This is a genomic window from Streptomyces echinatus, from assembly GCF_014203595.1.
Classification (GTDB): domain Bacteria; phylum Actinomycetota; class Actinomycetes; order Streptomycetales; family Streptomycetaceae; genus Streptomyces; species Streptomyces echinatus.
Genome location: NZ_JACHJK010000013.1, coordinates 214,632 through 229,739 on the forward strand (window position 1 = coordinate 214,632; position 15,108 = coordinate 229,739).

The 15,108-nt window shown below is 74.0% G+C and carries 11 protein-coding genes and 1 pseudogene; 4 read left to right on the top strand and 8 right to left on the bottom strand.

Features of this window, described 5'->3' with window-relative positions:
- Positions 1-66: 66 nt before the first annotated feature.
- A complete protein-coding gene (locus FHS34_RS31270) occupies positions 67-1,317 on the top strand; it encodes a M14 family zinc carboxypeptidase (RefSeq protein WP_184971666.1) in 1,251 nt (416 codons plus the stop codon).
- 55 nt (positions 1,318-1,372) lie between these two features.
- Here FHS34_RS31270 and FHS34_RS31275 read toward each other — a convergent pair whose 3' ends face one another.
- Together FHS34_RS31275 and FHS34_RS31280 are read right to left on the bottom strand one after the other, a co-directional pair.
- Positions 1,373-1,786 carry an SSI family serine proteinase inhibitor gene (locus FHS34_RS31275; RefSeq protein ID WP_184971668.1) on the bottom strand — a complete coding sequence of 138 codons (414 nt, stop codon included), beginning with the start codon at positions 1,784-1,786 and terminating at the stop codon, positions 1,373-1,375.
- Between the two features lie 136 nt (positions 1,787-1,922).
- A complete protein-coding gene (locus tag FHS34_RS31280; RefSeq protein ID WP_184971670.1) occupies positions 1,923-2,474 on the bottom strand; it encodes an FHA domain-containing protein in 552 nt (183 codons plus the stop codon).
- A gap of 177 nt (positions 2,475-2,651) precedes the next feature.
- Between FHS34_RS31280 and treZ the strand changes: the two genes are divergently transcribed.
- The gene (treZ, locus tag FHS34_RS31285; protein ID WP_184971672.1) at positions 2,652-4,397 is read left to right on the top strand and encodes a malto-oligosyltrehalose trehalohydrolase; all 1,746 of its coding nucleotides are present in this window, start codon (positions 2,652-2,654) and stop codon (positions 4,395-4,397) included.
- Positions 4,398-4,663: 266 nt separating this feature from the next.
- Here treZ and FHS34_RS31290 read toward each other — a convergent pair whose 3' ends face one another.
- From FHS34_RS31290 to cyc2, 5 genes and pseudogenes are all read right to left on the bottom strand, one after another.
- Positions 4,664-5,599, bottom strand: a complete 936-nt coding sequence (locus FHS34_RS31290) for a phosphotransferase family protein (RefSeq protein ID WP_184971674.1) — start codon at positions 5,597-5,599, stop codon at positions 4,664-4,666.
- A 53-nt stretch (positions 5,600-5,652) separates the two neighbouring features.
- A complete protein-coding gene (locus FHS34_RS31295) occupies positions 5,653-6,780 on the bottom strand; it encodes an aminopeptidase P family protein (RefSeq protein ID WP_184971676.1) in 1,128 nt (375 codons plus the stop codon).
- A 217-nt stretch (positions 6,781-6,997) separates the two neighbouring features.
- Positions 6,998-7,561, bottom strand: coding sequence for a PDZ domain-containing protein (locus tag FHS34_RS31300; protein ID WP_184971678.1), 564 nt, complete (start codon positions 7,559-7,561; stop codon positions 6,998-7,000).
- Positions 7,562-7,855: 294 nt separating this feature from the next.
- Positions 7,856-9,367: pseudogene (locus tag FHS34_RS31305) on the bottom strand (multicopper oxidase domain-containing protein).
- A 112-nt stretch (positions 9,368-9,479) separates the two neighbouring features.
- Positions 9,480-11,684, bottom strand: a complete 2,205-nt coding sequence (gene cyc2 / locus FHS34_RS31310; protein WP_184971681.1) for a germacradienol/geosmin synthase Cyc2 — start codon at positions 11,682-11,684, stop codon at positions 9,480-9,482.
- A gap of 154 nt (positions 11,685-11,838) precedes the next feature.
- On the opposite strand from cyc2, the gene FHS34_RS31315 reads away from it, so the two are divergent.
- Both FHS34_RS31315 and FHS34_RS31320 read left to right on the top strand, forming a co-directional pair.
- Positions 11,839-12,657, top strand: a complete 819-nt coding sequence (locus tag FHS34_RS31315) for an alpha/beta fold hydrolase (RefSeq protein ID WP_184971683.1) — start codon at positions 11,839-11,841, stop codon at positions 12,655-12,657.
- A complete protein-coding gene (locus tag FHS34_RS31320) occupies positions 12,654-13,919 on the top strand; it encodes a cytochrome P450 (RefSeq protein WP_184971685.1) in 1,266 nt (421 codons plus the stop codon). The genes FHS34_RS31315 and FHS34_RS31320 overlap by 4 nt, the downstream gene beginning before the upstream one ends.
- On the opposite strand, the gene FHS34_RS31325 is transcribed toward FHS34_RS31320, so the two are convergent.
- A complete protein-coding gene (locus FHS34_RS31325; RefSeq protein ID WP_184971687.1) occupies positions 13,896-15,095 on the bottom strand; it encodes a damage-control phosphatase ARMT1 family protein in 1,200 nt (399 codons plus the stop codon). The two genes, FHS34_RS31320 and FHS34_RS31325, sit on opposite strands and share 24 nt — an antisense overlap.
- Between the last annotated feature and the right edge of the window lie 13 nt (positions 15,096-15,108).

A 15,108-nucleotide genomic window follows, 5' to 3' on the forward strand; every position in this document is an offset into this window, starting at 1 on the left:
GACTGCTTGACAGTTCACCCGTCCCGTGCGGGACTGGGAGGGCGAAGCCGGGCGGACGAGTCGGGGGTGGGTCCACTGCCGGAGCTGCGCTATCCCAGCGTTCCCGAACTGGTGGCCTCGGCGAGGGCATTGGCCGGCCGGGAACCCGGGCTGTGCGCGCTGCGCCAGGTGGGCGTCTCGCGCGCGGGAAGACCCCTGCACCTGCTGTCGGTGGGCCACGCCCGCCGTGCGGTACTGGTGGTCGCCGGCGCCCACGCCAACGAGCCGACGGGCGGTTCCACCCTGCGGGCGCTCGCCGAACGTGTGCTGGTCGACCGGGAGTTGCGGACGGGCACCTCCTGGCACTTCCTGCTGTGCGCGGACCCGGACGGCGCGAGTCTGCACGTGACCCCCGCGCCGCGCAGCCTCCTCGACTACCACCTCGGCTTCTACCGGCCGACGGGCGCCGAGCAGCCGGAGTGGTCACCGTCGGTGCTGCCGCCGGACCGGCTGCCGCCCGAGACCCGGGCGCTGACCGGCGTGATCGACGAGTTGCGCCCGTACCTCCAGGTGACCCTGCACGGCACCGACCTCGGCGGCAGCTGGGTGCAGCTGACCAAAGACGTGCCGGGCCTCGCCGAGCCGTTCGCCAAGTCCGCGGCGGAGCTGCACATCCCGGTGGAGACGGGGGCCTCGGACGCGGCGGGCTGGCCGGCCTCCGGTCCCGGCGTGCACGTGATGCCGGGCCCGGAGACGGGCGTGGCCTACCCGAGCATGCCGGACGACGCCCGGCACAGCACCTGGTACCACGCGCACCGGTACGGCGGTCTGACGGCCGTGGTGGAGGTGCCGATGTGGGCCAGCGACCTGGTGGACGACCCCGCACCGCACCCGGCACCGGCGGCGGCCATGCGGCGCCTGTCCGCCCGGCTGCTGCGGGACGCGCGGGAGGTGGAGCGGATCCTCGCCGAGGCGCTGCCCCGGCTGGACGGCGCGGACGGGCCCCTGCTGCGGGCCGCGCGGTGGGCACTGGAGCTGATTCCGGGCCTGGCCGAGGACTGGATCCACACTGCTCCGGCGGGCACCACGATGGCGTACGTCGGCAGCGTGGACGCCTTCGGACGGCGGCTGCCGCTGCGGGCCGCGGCGATGCTGCTCCGGGTGCTGCGGGAGGCGGACGACCGGGCGGCACCGCGCCTGGAACAGCTCGTCTCCACCTGGTGCGACGCGTTCGCCCAGCGGTTCAGGGCCCGCTGGGTGCCGTTGGAGCACCAGGTGGAGCACCAGTCGCGGACGGTGCTGGTGGCGGCACATCAGGCGCGGGAGCAGGCGTCCTGACGGGGTGGCGGAACCGGCGCCGGACCGGTGCGGGCCGCCCGGTCGTGGCCGCCGGTCAGCCGTCCAGGGCGAAGACGTGTCCCGTGCGCGCGTTCATGACGCACACGCTGGTGTACGTCTCCGTGAAGTCGACCGACCGGCCGTTCCACCGACCGCGCGCGTGGGTCGTCACCGGCGCGAAGATCATCGGACAGAAGACGTCCGCGGCCGGGATGCGGTCGATGTCACCTTGCACGTCCGCCAGTTCGCCGCAGGCCTGGGCCGCGTGCGCGTGCCCCCGGGGCGGGTCGCACAACAGCAGCGCGCCGTGGGTGACGCCGGTCCGGGCGTCACCCCGGGTGACCGTCAAATACAGCCAGTTGCCCTGCTGGTTGTCGGGGGAGGCCGCGCGGGCCGGGCCCGCCGTCAGGAGTCCGGCGGCGGCCAGCAGGGCGCCGGCCGCCGCTGCCGTTCTGGTGATGTGGGTCATGGCCCTTGCATCGGCACGCGGGGCCGCCTTCCGCAGTGCCGCTCACCCGATCGGGACGGCATTCGCGCACCACCGGGCATCTGTTCGAACCGGGTCGGCCGCGGGCTCCCTTGCCGGCAACCGGTCCGCGGAGCGCTCAGCTCGCCGAGAGCCGGAACGCCATCCTGCCGAAGGCGATCTGGTCGCCCTCGCGGACGACGACCGCGCCGGTCACCCGGCGGCCGTTGACGGTGGTGCCGTTGGTCGAACCCAGGTCCCTGAGCACCCACAGCCCGCCCTGCCGGCGGAGTTCGGCGTGCACCCGGGAGACGGTCTCGTGGTTCAGGCGCAGCCCGTTCGCGGGATCGCGGCCTATGCGCAGCGGGTGGGTGTGCGCCGGGTGCGGCAGCAGCAGCTTGGGCAGCCGCTCGGCCTGCCAGGCGCGGCGCAGCCGTACGGTGAACCCGGAGACGGCCTCGACGGTGCCGAGGACCGCGCGGGAGAAGCGGTTCTCCTGGGGCAGGTCGGCGACGAGGGCGGCCAGTTCGTCGGAGCGGCGGGCGGCGAGCGCCAGTTCCATCCGGCGCACGAACGTGTCGTGCGAGAGCCGGCCCAGGGCGACGCCGTCGCGCAGCACCCGCAGCGCCTTGTCACGCTCCGCGTCGGACAGGCGCGCGGGATAGGTGGAGAACTCGAAGGACGACGTCACGCAGGTGATTGTCGGGCAGTGAACCCCGGGTGTCCAGAAAACGCGGAACCGGTGCCCGTGTGCGGGTACTTCCGCGACACCTGCCGTCAAAGGGCGAATTCGAAGGCGGATTGATCGTCCGGAGCGGCACGATGGTGGGGCGGGACATCACGGTGAGCAGACGAAGGGGAACCGTCCGTGCAGTTCGAGGTGTGGGCACCGCAGGCAGAACGAGTGACGCTCCATTGCGAGGGCGCGACGCGCGCGTTGGCGCGCGACCCCGCGCGCGCGGGGTGGTGGACGGGTGAGGCGGAGGCGGAGCACGGCGCACGGTACGGTTTCGCGCTGGACGACGGTCCCGTGCGCCCCGACCCGCGCTCGCGCCGCCAGCCGGACGGCCCGGACGGGCTGAGCGCGGTCGTGGACCACGGGCGTCACGAGTGGCGCGCCCGCTGGGCGGGGCGCGGGCTGCCGGGTGCGGTGCTGTACGAACTGCACGTGGGCACGTACACCCGCGAGGGCACCCTGGACGCCGCCGCGGACCGGCTGGACCACCTGGTGGAACTGGGAGTGACACATGTGCAGTTGATGCCGGTGTGCCCCTTCCCGGGGCGGCACGGCTGGGGATACGAGGGCGTGTCGCTGTGGGCGGTGCACGAGCCGTACGGCGGCCCCGAGGCACTGAAGCGCTTCGTCGACCGGGCGCACGGACTCGGGCTGGGTGTCGTCCTGGACGTCGTGCACAACCACTTGGGGCCGTCCGGGAACCATCTGCCCGCGTTCGGACCGTACTTCACGGACACGCACCGGACGCCGTGGGGATCGGCGGTGAACCTGGACGCGCCGGGTTCGGACGAGGTGCGCGCGTTCCTGCTCGGCAGCGCGCTGGCGTGGCTGCGGGACTACCGGATCGACGGGCTGCGGCTGGACGCGGTGCACGCGCTGTACGACACGCGTGCGTGCCACTTCCTGGAGGAGCTGTCAGCGGCCGTGGACGGCCTGGCCGGCGAAGTGGGCCGGCCGCTGTTCCTGATCGCCGAGTCGGACATGAACAACCCGCGGTTCATCACCCCGCGCGCGGAGCACGGCATCGGGCTGCACGCGCAGTGGAACGACGACTTCCACCACGCGCTGCACACCACGCTGACCGGTGAGTCCCAGGGCTACTACGCCGACTTCGCGCGGGAGCCGTTCGCGGCGCTCACCAAGACCCTCACCGGCGGCTACTTCCACGACGGCACGTACTCCGGCTTCCGGGGCCGCCGTCACGGCCGGCCGCTGGACCGCGCGCGCGTGGCCGGGCACCGGCTGCTCGGCTACAGCCAGACCCACGACCAGGTCGGCAACCGCGCCCAGGGCGACCGGCTCGCCGCGCACCTCTCCCCCGGTCTGCTGGCCTGCGCGGCCACGCTGACGCTGACCGCGCCGTTCACACCGATGCTGTTCATGGGCGAGGAGTGGGCGGCGGGCACGCCCTGGCAGTTCTTCACCGACCACACCGACCCCGGGCTGGCCGAGGCGGTCCGGCAGGGCAGGCGGCGGGAGTTCGCGGCGCACGGCTGGGCCGAGGAGGAGGTGCCGGACCCGCAGGACCCGGCGACCCGGGAGCGGTCCTGCCTGGACTGGTCGGAGCCGGAACGCGAGCCCCACGCGCGCGTGCTGGCCTGGTACCGGCGGCTGGTGGCGCTGCGCCGCGCGCAGCCCGACCTCACCGACCCGGACCTGGCCGACACGAAGGTGGCCTACGACGAGGAGGCCCGCTGGCTGGCCTTCCGGCGCGGGGACGTACGGGTGGCGGTGAACCTCGGCAAGGAGCCGGCGGCGATCCCGCTGGGCACCGGCCGCGTGGAGGTCCTGGCCGCCTGGGACCCGGTCACGGCACCGGGCGCGGACGGACTGCTCCTGGTCCCCGGCGAGTCCTGCGTGGTGCTGGCCCAGCCCTGACCCGACCACCCCGGCGATCCCCCGGAAAACCGCACCCGGTACCGCCCGCGGCCCACGACCGCCGTCCGGTACCGCGTGCGGCCGGGAGTTGCGGCCCTGCAACCGCCCACGGACACCAGGTGCGGCCTGGCCCCCCAGATATCAGGTGCGGCCTTGAAGCCGCCACCCGGCGACCGCATACGGTCCTGGAGCCGTGGGCGGTGTCCGGGGTGCCGCGCGGGGGCGGTGTCCGGGCGGCGGGCGCCGCGGATCCGGGGCGGCTTCCGCTACGGCTCCGGGTCGTCTTCCTTGAAGTCGGTCACCCGTTCCAGCAGGATCGGCTCCCACACGCGCCGGAGCTGGGTGCGCAGCAGGGGCAGCGGGCCGTCCGTGCGGCCCTCCAGGCGGTCGGTGAGGCGGATGACGGTGTCGCAGCGGGCGAGCCACAGGCCGCGCAGGCAGGGACGGGCGCCGTAGCCGGCGAGGGTGGCGGCGCGGACCGCGGCCGGGGAGCCGACGGCGACCGCGAGCCCGGCGATGTCCTCGGCGGGGTCGCCGAGGGCCGCCGCGGTCCAGTCCAGGATGCCCCGCACCCGGCCGTCGTCGCTGACCACCACGTGGGCGCCGGTCAGCCCGTGGTGGGTGAGGACGGCGGTGCCGGGCTGCGCGGCGAGCTGGGCCGCGCCGGGCGGGGTGAGCTGGTGCAGCCGGGCGGCGTCGAACTCGTCGGCGGCGGCGAGCCGTTCGGCCGCGTGCACGGCCATCCGGCGCAGCGCCTCCAGCGAGCGCGGCGCGGTGCGCGGCACGCCGAGCGTCTCGGCCTGGCGGGCGGGGACCGCGCGCAGCCCGCCGAGCAGCCCGGCGAGATCGGCCTCGCCGACGGCGGAGACGTCGTACTCGTCGGCCGTGCCGCCGGGCACCCTGGTGTCGAGGGTGTAGGCGAGACCGGGCGCCCAGTCGCCGTGTGCGACGCTGGTCGGGACGGCGACGGGCAGATGCGGGCGGACCAGGTCGCGCAGCCGCAGTTCGCGGCGGCGGCGCACGGACGCCTCGCGGTCGGGCGCCAGGCGCAGCACATGGCGGCCGCCGATCCACCAGGTGTGCTCGCGGTCCTCCGTCACGGGCCGCACTTCGGGTCCGCCGGTGCCGTCGCCGCCCTCCTTGAGCAGCGAGCGGACCAGTCGGCGGACGGTGTCCACGGTGGGGGTCGGTGCCTGGGTCATGGGTCGAGCGTCGCCGTTCCGGTGGGTGTCGAGGATGGGGCTCCCTGGTTCTCTCAGTCCACTATGACCATCTCACGGGTGGTGTTGTTGAGGCGGCGCCCGCCGTCCTCGGTGACCGTGACGATGTCCTCGATACGCACCCCGAAGCGGCCGGGCAGATAGACGCCGGGCTCCACGGAGAAGCACATGCCGGGCACGAGCGGCAGCTCCTCGCCCTCGATCATGTACGGCGGCTCGTGCGTGGTGACGCCGATGCCGTGCCCGGTGCGGTGGATGAAGTACGCGCCGTACCCGGCGTCGGTGATCACCGCGCGGGCGGCGCGGTCGACCTCCTGGCAGGCCACGCCCGGGCGTACGGCCCGGAAGCCTGCCTCCTGGGCGGCGCGCACGAGGTCGTGGACCCGGCGCTCCTCCTCGGTCGGCTCGCCGACGTGGACCGTGCGCGTGGTGTCGGAGCCGTAGCCGTCCTTCAGTCCGCCGAAGTCGAGGACGACCATGTCGCCGGTCCGGATGACGCGGTCGCCGACCTCGTGGTGGGGGTTGGCGCCGTTGGGGCCGGAGCCGACGATGGTGAAGTCGACCTGGGAGTGGCCGAAGCGGGTCAGCAGGCCGGCGAGGTCGTGGCCGACGTCGGACTCGCGGCGGCCGGCGAAGGGAACCTTGCGGATCGCCTCGAACGCCTGGTCGGCGGCCGCGCCCGCGGCTGCCAGGAGTTCCACCTCGGCCGCGTCCTTGACCGCGCGGAGCATGGGCAGGGCGTCGGTGAGGGCGGCGTACGACGTCTCCGGCAGGGCCCGCTGGAGGCCCAGCAGGTGCATGGCCCAGGCGTTGTCGCTGATGCCGTACCGGCCGCGGCCGTCGAGGAGGCCTGCGGTGACGGCGTAGGGGTCCTTGCCGTCGGTCCAGTCGCGCAGGGTCAGCGCGGCGGCGCCGGCCGCGTGCTCGGCGTCGGGGGCCTCCAGGGCGGGCACGACGAGCACCGGGTCGCGGCCCGGGGCGAGGACCAGTACGGTCAGCCGTTCCGTGACCGCGGTGGGTGTGTAGCCGGTGAGCCACACCATGTCCGGCCCCGGGGCCACGAGCAGTCCGGCGAGGCCGGCGTCGGCGGCGGAGCGCACGGCGCGCTCCATGCGGGCCCTGTGGTCGGCGGCGGTGAAGGGCGCGGGCGTGGTACCGGTCATCCGGGCCTCCGGGCGCGGGTCGGCAAACGGGGCGATGGCGTCTCGGGCAGCATCCTGCCCGCCCGGGCGGAGCCACGCGAGCCGGTCCCCCGGACAGGCGTACCGCGGGCCGCGGAGCAGGGCTTCGGCTGGGCCCATGATGACGCGTGCGACGGAGGGTGACCAGCGGGTTTCATGGTGTTCACGGGGCCGGACGCCGGGGGCGGCTCCCGCCCGGTCAGACCGCCACGGCGGGGGTCACCGTCAACTGCTGGTAGCCGCCCTCGCTGTGGCGCACGGTGAGGAGCACCGCCTCTCCGGGGCGGGCCCGGGTGACGGCCCGGACCAGGTCGGCCGCGGTGTCGACGCGGGCCGAGCCGAACTGGAGCACGACGTCCCCGCGGATCAGGCCCGCCGTGTAACCGGATCCGGGTACGTGCACGCCCACCACGAGCGCGCCCGGCTTCTCGGCGTCGACGACCTCCAGACCGAGGGTCATGCCGTGCGGGGCCCGGCCGGGGTCCGGGGCGGCCGAGGGCGGGGTCTTGGCGGCGGGGGCGGACGGCGGGGCCTGGCGTCTCAGTTCGGCGAGCCTGCTCAGGCCGATCACCGTGGCGCCGACCGTGCCGACGCCGACGCCCGAGAGCACCAGCACGGTGGCGGTGCACAGGGCGAACAGCAGGGTCCGCAGCCGCCGCCCGCGCCGGCGTGCGGCGTGCGGGCGGCGGGCGGGGCCGGGGGTGTCGTCGTCCCGTCGGTCCTGACCGGGCATCGGCTTGGGACGCAACGCTGTCTGTTCCATGGTTCGCTCGCCTCCGGCTGGTGCTCTACCCGGGGCGGGGGGCCGCGACGAGACACGAAAGGGTGAGACTGGCCGGAGGGTGGCGGAGGGTAGCCATGAAGGGCGGCACGGCGCGATCCCGCCCCCCACCGGCTCCCTCCGGCACCTCGGCACGCCGCGTGCGCACGGGAGGCACGCGACCGGCCGCGGCCGGGCACGGCCGGGAGGGTCGCGTCCGGCCGGCCGAACCACTCCGGCGCCCGGCCCCGGTGTTCCGGCCGGACCGCGTCGGCCGCGTCCGTCGCGTGCGGTGTGTCAGGCCCTGTGGCCTCCGCCGTGGCCGCCGTGCGCCGCGCCGTGGTCGAACTTCAGGGCCTCGGGCGGCATGACGACGAAGGGCCGCATCATGCCCATGTCCTCGTGCTCCAGCAGATGGCAGTGGTACATGAACCGGCCGTACGCGCCGTCGAAGCGGCCCATGATCCGCAGCTGCTGGCTCCCCGGCACCCGGAAGACGTCCTTGTATCGGCCGAGCAGCTGGAAGTCGGCCAGGTGGATGTGCATCGGGTGCTCGATGGGCGCGAGGTCGAGGAAGCTCCACGGCTCGTGGCTGCCCTCGCCGATGGTGAAGCCGAGCCCGTCGTTGAACGTGCGCGCGGTGCGCCGGTACGTCTTCGTGGTGCCGTCGGGTCCGGTGATCTGGACGATGCCGTCGGCCGGGAGCCGGAGGCCCTCCCGGTCCGCGACCTCGGCCATCTCCCAGATCTCCGCATGACCCCCGCCGCCCTTGGTGGCGGGCGGGGTGAGCAGGATCAGACGGTGGCGTGCGGGATGTCGTGGGTGAGGCGGCGGAAGGACCCGGAGAGCACCTCGGGCAGTTCGAAGGTGTCCTCCTCCCCGCAGCCCTCCCCGACACGGAACTCCGGCACGGCCGGATACGCCACGTCACCGGCCGGATCGGGCACTCCCGCGGGCTGGTTGGCGCCCTTGTTCACCAGCCGCAGGGTACGGCCGGCCAGCCGGCGGAAGTCGGCCAGCAGGTCGAAGCGCTCGGCCGGCGCGGTGGTCAGGACGGGCAAGTTCCCCGTCGAAGTCGACCGGCAAGGGGCGCGGCAGCAGACCGCCGTCACTGCCGCCGGTCGGCGACGAGCAGCGGGATCTCCCGGTCCCCGGAGGGCAGCCGGAGGGCGTCCTCCTCGTCGTCACGGACGAGGTAGGTGCCGTACAGGCCCGTCATCACGTTCCACCGGGTGATGTTCATCGCGTGGTCGTGGTACCACCACTGGACCGCCCGGTGGTCGTTCGGGTACTCCGACAGCTGGGCGTCGCCGGGCCCACGCCGTTGTCCGTCCAGCCGTCGTTGCCGCCGCCGGTCTGCGCGCCGTGCAGATGGGTCACCACCCAGGCGGGCAGGGCGGCGACGTCCTTGTTCGGCTCGACGCCTTCGCGGCCGGGTTCGGTGGTGGCCTGCGGGCGGCCGTCCGTGCGCCGCGGCACCTCCACGGCGGTGACCGGGTACTCGCCGTCCTTCGGGATGCGGTTGGTCCAGGCGATGCGGACGCGCTGTCCGCGCCGTACCTCGATGGTCGGGCCCGGCACCTGGCCGTCGTAGCCCCACATCAGGGTCGGCGGTAACTGCGGGTGCAGACGCACCCGGGCCGGGCGCAGGGCTATCTCGGTCTCGCACCGTACGTCGCCCGCGGCGGGCCGCAGCACCGGCGGCACCGTCAACGGCGCGACGTACGGCATGAGTTCGTTGTTCTCGGGCCTCTTCGCCGCCCTGTCGGCCGTGGTCTCTCCGACGAGCCGCCCGATGATCTCGGTCAAGGCCGAACACCCCCGTGTGTTCCGCGGTCGTTGTCTCTCCTTCCGCAAGACTCACGAGGGCTCACCGGCGTTCCCTGAAGGCCCGATTCCGTACGCGGAGATTCCGCGACCGTCAGCCGCGCGCCAGGACCGGCACGGCGGGGGCCCGGGCCGGTACGACGGGTGCCGGGACCGGTGCGACGGGCGGGTGGTCCGGCAGGAAGCCGTGGGCGCGGCGGCCGAGCCACGCCGCCTTGTAGCGGTCGGCCTCCCGGTGCCAGTGGAGGATCCCGGCCAGCCAGTTCTGCAGGTCCAGCACATAGGCGCCCACGGCCGTGCGCGCGTCGGCGGACAGTCCGAAGTCGTCGCAGAGAACCGGCAGTTCATGGGCGATCACGTGCTGGAACTGCTCCATGCGCTGGGTCATCAGGTCATGGACGACGCGCAGCGCGTCCGGGTAGTCCACGCCGAAGAAGTTCTGCACGACCAGGACGGCGTTGTGGATCTCGCCCTCGTACTCGATCTCCTTCTGGTAGGAGAAGACGTCGTTGACGAGGCAGGCCCAGTCGATGGCGGCGTTCTCCAGGGAGCGCACCGGACCGCTGGCGTACACCTCGGGCGGGATCGCCGGGCCGTGGCCCATCCGGCACAGGCTGAGGGTGAGGTCCGAGCCGAAGGTGGAGCGCCGCATCTCCAGGTAGTCGACCGGGTCGGGGACGCGGTTCTGCAGCTGGTTGGAGAGCTCCCAGACCCAGCTCTCGGTCATGGCGTCCACGGAGGCCTTGAGGGTGCGCCGCTGGCCGGCGGTCATCCCGGCCGTGGTGCGGGTCCACAGGTCGATCAGTCCGCGTTCCATGGCGTCGCCGGCGACGACGGCCGGCTCACCCTCGACGGCCATGCACTCCGACAGCCGGGCCGTGGTCAGCCGGGCGGCGGCGAGGTCCCGGCGGTGGCCGTACACCAGCGGGTAGTAGTCGTCGCCGTAGGTGCCCCAGGCGAGCCACTGGGCGCTGAGGTCGAGGGCCTCCGCGGTGGCGTCCGGGTCCAGTCCTGCGGAGCACAGCGCGAGGTCGTACGCGGCGAGCTTGTCCTCGTCCCAGACACCCTCCCGGAGGATGCCCATGCGGTGGCACCAGTCGAGGAGGCGGCCCCGGGCCCCGTCGAGGTGGGGGCTGAGACCCAGCTCGTACGGCATGTGCAGATCGGGGATGCGGGACGGTCCGACCTTCTGGTGGGGCACGTGGGAGTAGGCGCGCAGCCGGTCCCGGGCGGCCGCGGCGAGGAGCGCGCCGACATCGGCGGCGGAGGTGCCGGGGCCGCTCGGCGACTGCCAGGGCGAGCCGGACCGGGCGCCCTGGTTCATGTAGCGGCTGGAGCGCAGGTGCCACTCGTGGCCGCCGGACTGCCAGTCCTGCAGACCCTTGGTGTAGGCGGCGACGGCGGCGGCCTCGCCGGGTGTGAGGCCCTTCTCCAGGGCTACGGCGGGGACTTCGGTGAGCGCGGTGTGCTCGAACTGGTGGAGCCGGGAGGTGAGGACGTCGTTGACGGTGTCGGCGGCCTCCTGGGTGGTGCAGCCGAAGAACTTCTCCAGGACCAGCACGCCGTTGCTGTTCTCGCCCTCGTCCTCGACCTCGCGCTGGTAGGAGAACAGGTCGTTGCGCAGGTGGACGGCGTCGGCGAACGTCTCCATGAGGACGCGCAGCGGCCGGGTGCCGGCGACGGACGCGGGCACCTCGGCGGTCGCGTACTCCACGAGCCCGGCCGACCAGGGGGCGCCGCCCACCTTGCGGCGCATCTCGATGTATTCGACGGGGTTGGCGATCCGCCCCTCGTGGATGTTGGACAGCTCCCACATCGACTCGTTGAGCAGGTGCTCGGTGGCGACGGAGAACCGGCGGCGCCAGTCCACCGACATCGACGGCACCGTGCGCTCCCACAGGTCCTTCAGGCCCGCCTCGACGGGGTTCTCCGGCTCGGGCACGGCGGTCGACGGGTCGAGCGGCATGAACAGCGGCAGACGGTCCAGGTGCGCCTTTCCGGCGGCGCGGTCGGGGGTGCGCTTGAACATGTCGAGGAAGTGGTCGTCGAAGAAGAACACCCATACGTACCAGTCGGTGATCAGCGAGAGAGCGGGGCCGTCGCAGTCGGGGTGGGTGTAGGAGCACAGGAGCCCGTAGTCGTGCGCCTCCAGGTCGGCCTGCTCCCAGATCCCGGAGCCCTCCAGCATGCCCATCTCGCGGGCCCACCGGGTGGAGTGGGCCCGGGCCTCGTCCAGGTGCGGGTTGAGGCGCGCGGGATACGGCATGTAGAAGTGCGGGAGTTCGAACGGCTGCGTCATGGCCCGGGCTCTACCCGCGGCTCCGGACCCGCATCCGCCCGGCGGCACATGATCACACCATCGCGTGAACCGCCCCCGAAACGTGGATCCGTGGTGGTGACTTGTGGCGTCGGCGCCCTTGCCGTGCCCGCGCGCGCGGGCCACGGTAGGCGGCATGACCTCCTTCGTGCTGCCCCATGAGGTGCACGGCGACGGCGCCCACAAGGTGTTCGCCGTGCACGGCTGGTTCGCCGACCGGTCCGCCTTCGCGGCCGTCCTGCCGGACCTCGACCGCACCTCCTTCAGCTATGCGCTGGTCGACCTGCGCGGATACGGCGAGGCCCGGGACGCCACGGGCTCGTACACGACGGCCGAGGCGGCCGTGGACCTGGTGGAGCTGGCGGACCGGCTCGGCTGGGCGCGGTTCTCGGTGATCGGGCACTCGATGGGCGGCGCGGTGGCCCAGCGGCTGCTCACCGTGGCCCCGCACCGGCTGCGCCGGATCGCCGGCGTCTCGCCCGTGCCCGCGTCGGGCATGCCGTTGGCCGGCGAGCAGGCGGTGCTGTTCGCGGACGCGGCGCACCGGGCGGAGAACCGGCGCACGATCATCGACTTCACCACCGGGGGCCGCCGGCCCGCCGCCTGGCTGGACCGGATGGTCGACCGCTCGCTGGAGCGCAGCGACGCCAAGGCGTTCCGGGCCTGGCTGGACTCCTGGGCGGGGGACGACTTCAGCACCGACGTCGAGGGCAGCGAGGTGCCGGCGCTCGCCGTGGCCGGCGAGCTCGACCCGGCGCTGTCGCCGGAGGTCATGCGGCAGACCTGGATGTCCTGGTACCCGCGGGCCCGGCTCGCCGTACTGCCCGGCGCCGGCCACTACGCGATGGACGAGACCCCGCTGGAGCTGGTCCGTACCGTCGAGGACTTCCTGCGGGCGGACGACGCGGACGGGACGGACGCCGCCCCGGGGGCGGCCCGGGGCGAGCCGGCGTGAGCGTGCGCGAGGCGCCGCCGGTGCCGGACGTCTTCGATCCGCGCCGGTACGCCGCCGGGGTGCCGTACGACGACTACCGCGTGCTGCGCGACCACCATCCGGTGGCCTGGCAGGAGGAGCCCGAGGTGCTGGGCTGGCCGGCCGGGCCCGGGTTCTGGGCGGTGACCCGGCACGTGGACGTCGTGCGGGTGCTGAAGGACGCCGGAACGTACTCCTCGTACGCCGGTGCGACCCAGATCCGTGACCCCGATCCGGAGGACCTGCCGTTCATCCGCCGGATGATGCTCAATCAGGACCCCCCGGGCCACGGCCGTCTGCGCCGGCTGGTGAGCCGTGCCTTCACGCCGGGCCGTGTCGAGCGCTTCGCGGCCGTCGCCCGGGAGCGGGCGCGGGCGCTGCTCGCGGGCGCCCTGGCGCAGGCGCGGGAGGGCGACGGCACGGTCGATCTGGTGTCCGCCGTCACCGACGAGTACGCCCTGCTGAACCTGGCGGACCTGCTGGGCGTCCCGGAGAGCGACCGGCGGCTGCTGCTGCGCTGGACCCAGCGGGTCATCGGCTACCAGGACCCGGACGAGGCGGGGCCGCCGGTGCGGGACGGGGCGGGCAGGCCGGTCGATCCGCGGTCTCCGGCGATGCTGCGGGACATGTTCGACTACGCCGGGCAGCTGGCCGCGTTCAAGCGCCGGTGTCCCGCCGACGACATCATGACGTCCCTCGGCCACGAGGCGGAACTCGCCGGTGCCGAGCTGGAGATGTTCTTCTTCCTGCTGACGGTGGCGGGCAACGACACCGTGCGCGGCGCGGCCCCGGGCGGCCTGCTGGCGCTGGCGGAGCATCCGGAGGCGTACGAGACGCTCCGCGCCAAAAAGGCCGGGCTCGCGTCCGCGGGGGACGAGCTGCTGCGCTGGCATCCGCCGGTGCTGACGTTCCGCCGGACGGCCGTGCGGGACACCGAGCTGGCGGGCCGGCGGATCCGGGCGGGTGACAAGGTGGTGGTGTTCCACGCCTCGGCCAACCGGGACGAGCGCGTCTTCGCCGCGCCGGAGCGGCTCGACCTCACCCGCTCCCCCAATCCGCACGTCTCGTTCGGCGACGGCCCGCACGTCTGTCTGGGCACCCACTTCGCACGGCTGCAACTGCGGCTGCTGCACGAGGAGGTGCTGCGTGTCCTGCCGGAGCCGCCGCGCCTCGCCGGACCGGCCGGACGGCTGGTGTCGAACTTCATCAACGGCGTCAAGTCACTCCGGGTGCACCTGGCCTGACGGGTCGGCCTGGATCAGGGCGTGCGTGCCGCTGGTCCGCCAGCTCTGTTCCCCGGCCGCCACCAGCGCGGCCTCGGTGGCCGCGGACAGGCCGGTGATCACGTCGGACTTGAGGGTGCGCAGCGCGGCGACCGGTCCGGGGAAGTACGCGGTCGTCCGGCGGAAGGGCGTGGTCGGCGGCCACCGCCGGTCGCCCACCAGGCGGCGGTAGTTGAGGTCGCCCTTGACGATGGTCAGGGTGGCCGCCGCGAACTCGGCGCGCAGGTCGTCGGGCATGTCGGCGTACGGCAGCGGGGCGCAGGAGAACGGGTGCGCGCGGACGGCGAGCCGGCCGTCGGCCATGGCCGACCAGAGCACGCGCGCGTGCTCGGCGGCCGCGCCGCCGGCCGTGCGCAGCCGGCGCAGAGCGTCGACCACGTCGGCGGTGGTGGCGTCGGAGACGTAGTACGGGTACGGCTTGACGTGCAGGACGGCCCGCGCGGTCCGGCCGCCGGCGAGGAGGTGGGCGATCAGCAGCAGGTCGGGGACGAGTTCACGGCCCGCGTTGTCGGCGACGAGCACGAGCGTGCCCGTCTCGTCGGGCGGCAGCAGCGACCACAGGACGTCGCTGTCGTCGGCGACCAGCCCGGGGGACGCCTCCCGGGCCTCGGCGCCCGCGGCGGAGAGCCGGAAGCCGAGATCGGCGCGGTTGCCCCACAGCGAGCCGTGCAGCAGGGCCTTCGCCCGCTCCTGCTCCGGCAGGTCGCGCAGGCCGTCCAGGGCGGCCAGTTCCTCGTCGGTCTCGGGGGCGTCGAGTTCGGCGCGCTTGAAGGGGCGGAACGGGTCGACGCCCTGCCAGGGGCCCGGGCCGAACCAGCCGACGGCGTCGAGCAGCCGGCGGTAGAAGTAGCTCTCCGACCACAGCCAGGGTGCGTCGAACCAGGGGCGCCCGGTGTGGCCGGCCAGGCCCCAGCCGTGCCACCGGTCACGGTCCGGGGCGTCGGCGGGAAGCGGCTCGATCGTCCCTTCGGTGCAGCTCCTCAGCAGCTCGTCCAGCGCCCGGTGCTGCCCGGGGCCGTACGGGAAGGCGTCCCGCACCTGCCCGATGATCGCGGGGTGCCGCTCGGCCAGCACACTGTGCGGGAACGAGCCGGGTTCGTTGCCGAGGATCACGGGTGCGAACGGGGTGTCGGGCATGCCCGTCACCGTA

Bases quoted from the DNA above. Each gene is read 5' to 3' on its own strand.
- FHS34_RS31295 (WP_184971676.1), bottom strand. From the start codon at position 6,780: ATGACCGGTACCACGCCCGCGCCCTTCACCGCCGCCGACCACAGGGCC.
- FHS34_RS31325 (WP_184971687.1), bottom strand. From the start codon at position 15,095: ATGCCCGACACCCCGTTCGCACCCGTGATCCTCGGCAACGAACCCGGC.
- FHS34_RS31300 (WP_184971678.1), bottom strand. From the start codon at position 7,561: ATGGAACAGACAGCGTTGCGTCCCAAGCCGATGCCCGGTCAGGACCGA.
- FHS34_RS31290 (WP_184971674.1), bottom strand. From the start codon at position 5,599: ATGACCCAGGCACCGACCCCCACCGTGGACACCGTCCGCCGACTGGTC.
- FHS34_RS31275 (WP_184971668.1), bottom strand. From the start codon at position 1,786: ATGACCCACATCACCAGAACGGCAGCGGCGGCCGGCGCCCTGCTGGCC.
- FHS34_RS31315 (WP_184971683.1), top strand. From the start codon at position 11,839: ATGACCTCCTTCGTGCTGCCCCATGAGGTGCACGGCGACGGCGCCCAC.
- cyc2 (WP_184971681.1), bottom strand. From the start codon at position 11,684: ATGACGCAGCCGTTCGAACTCCCGCACTTCTACATGCCGTATCCCGCG.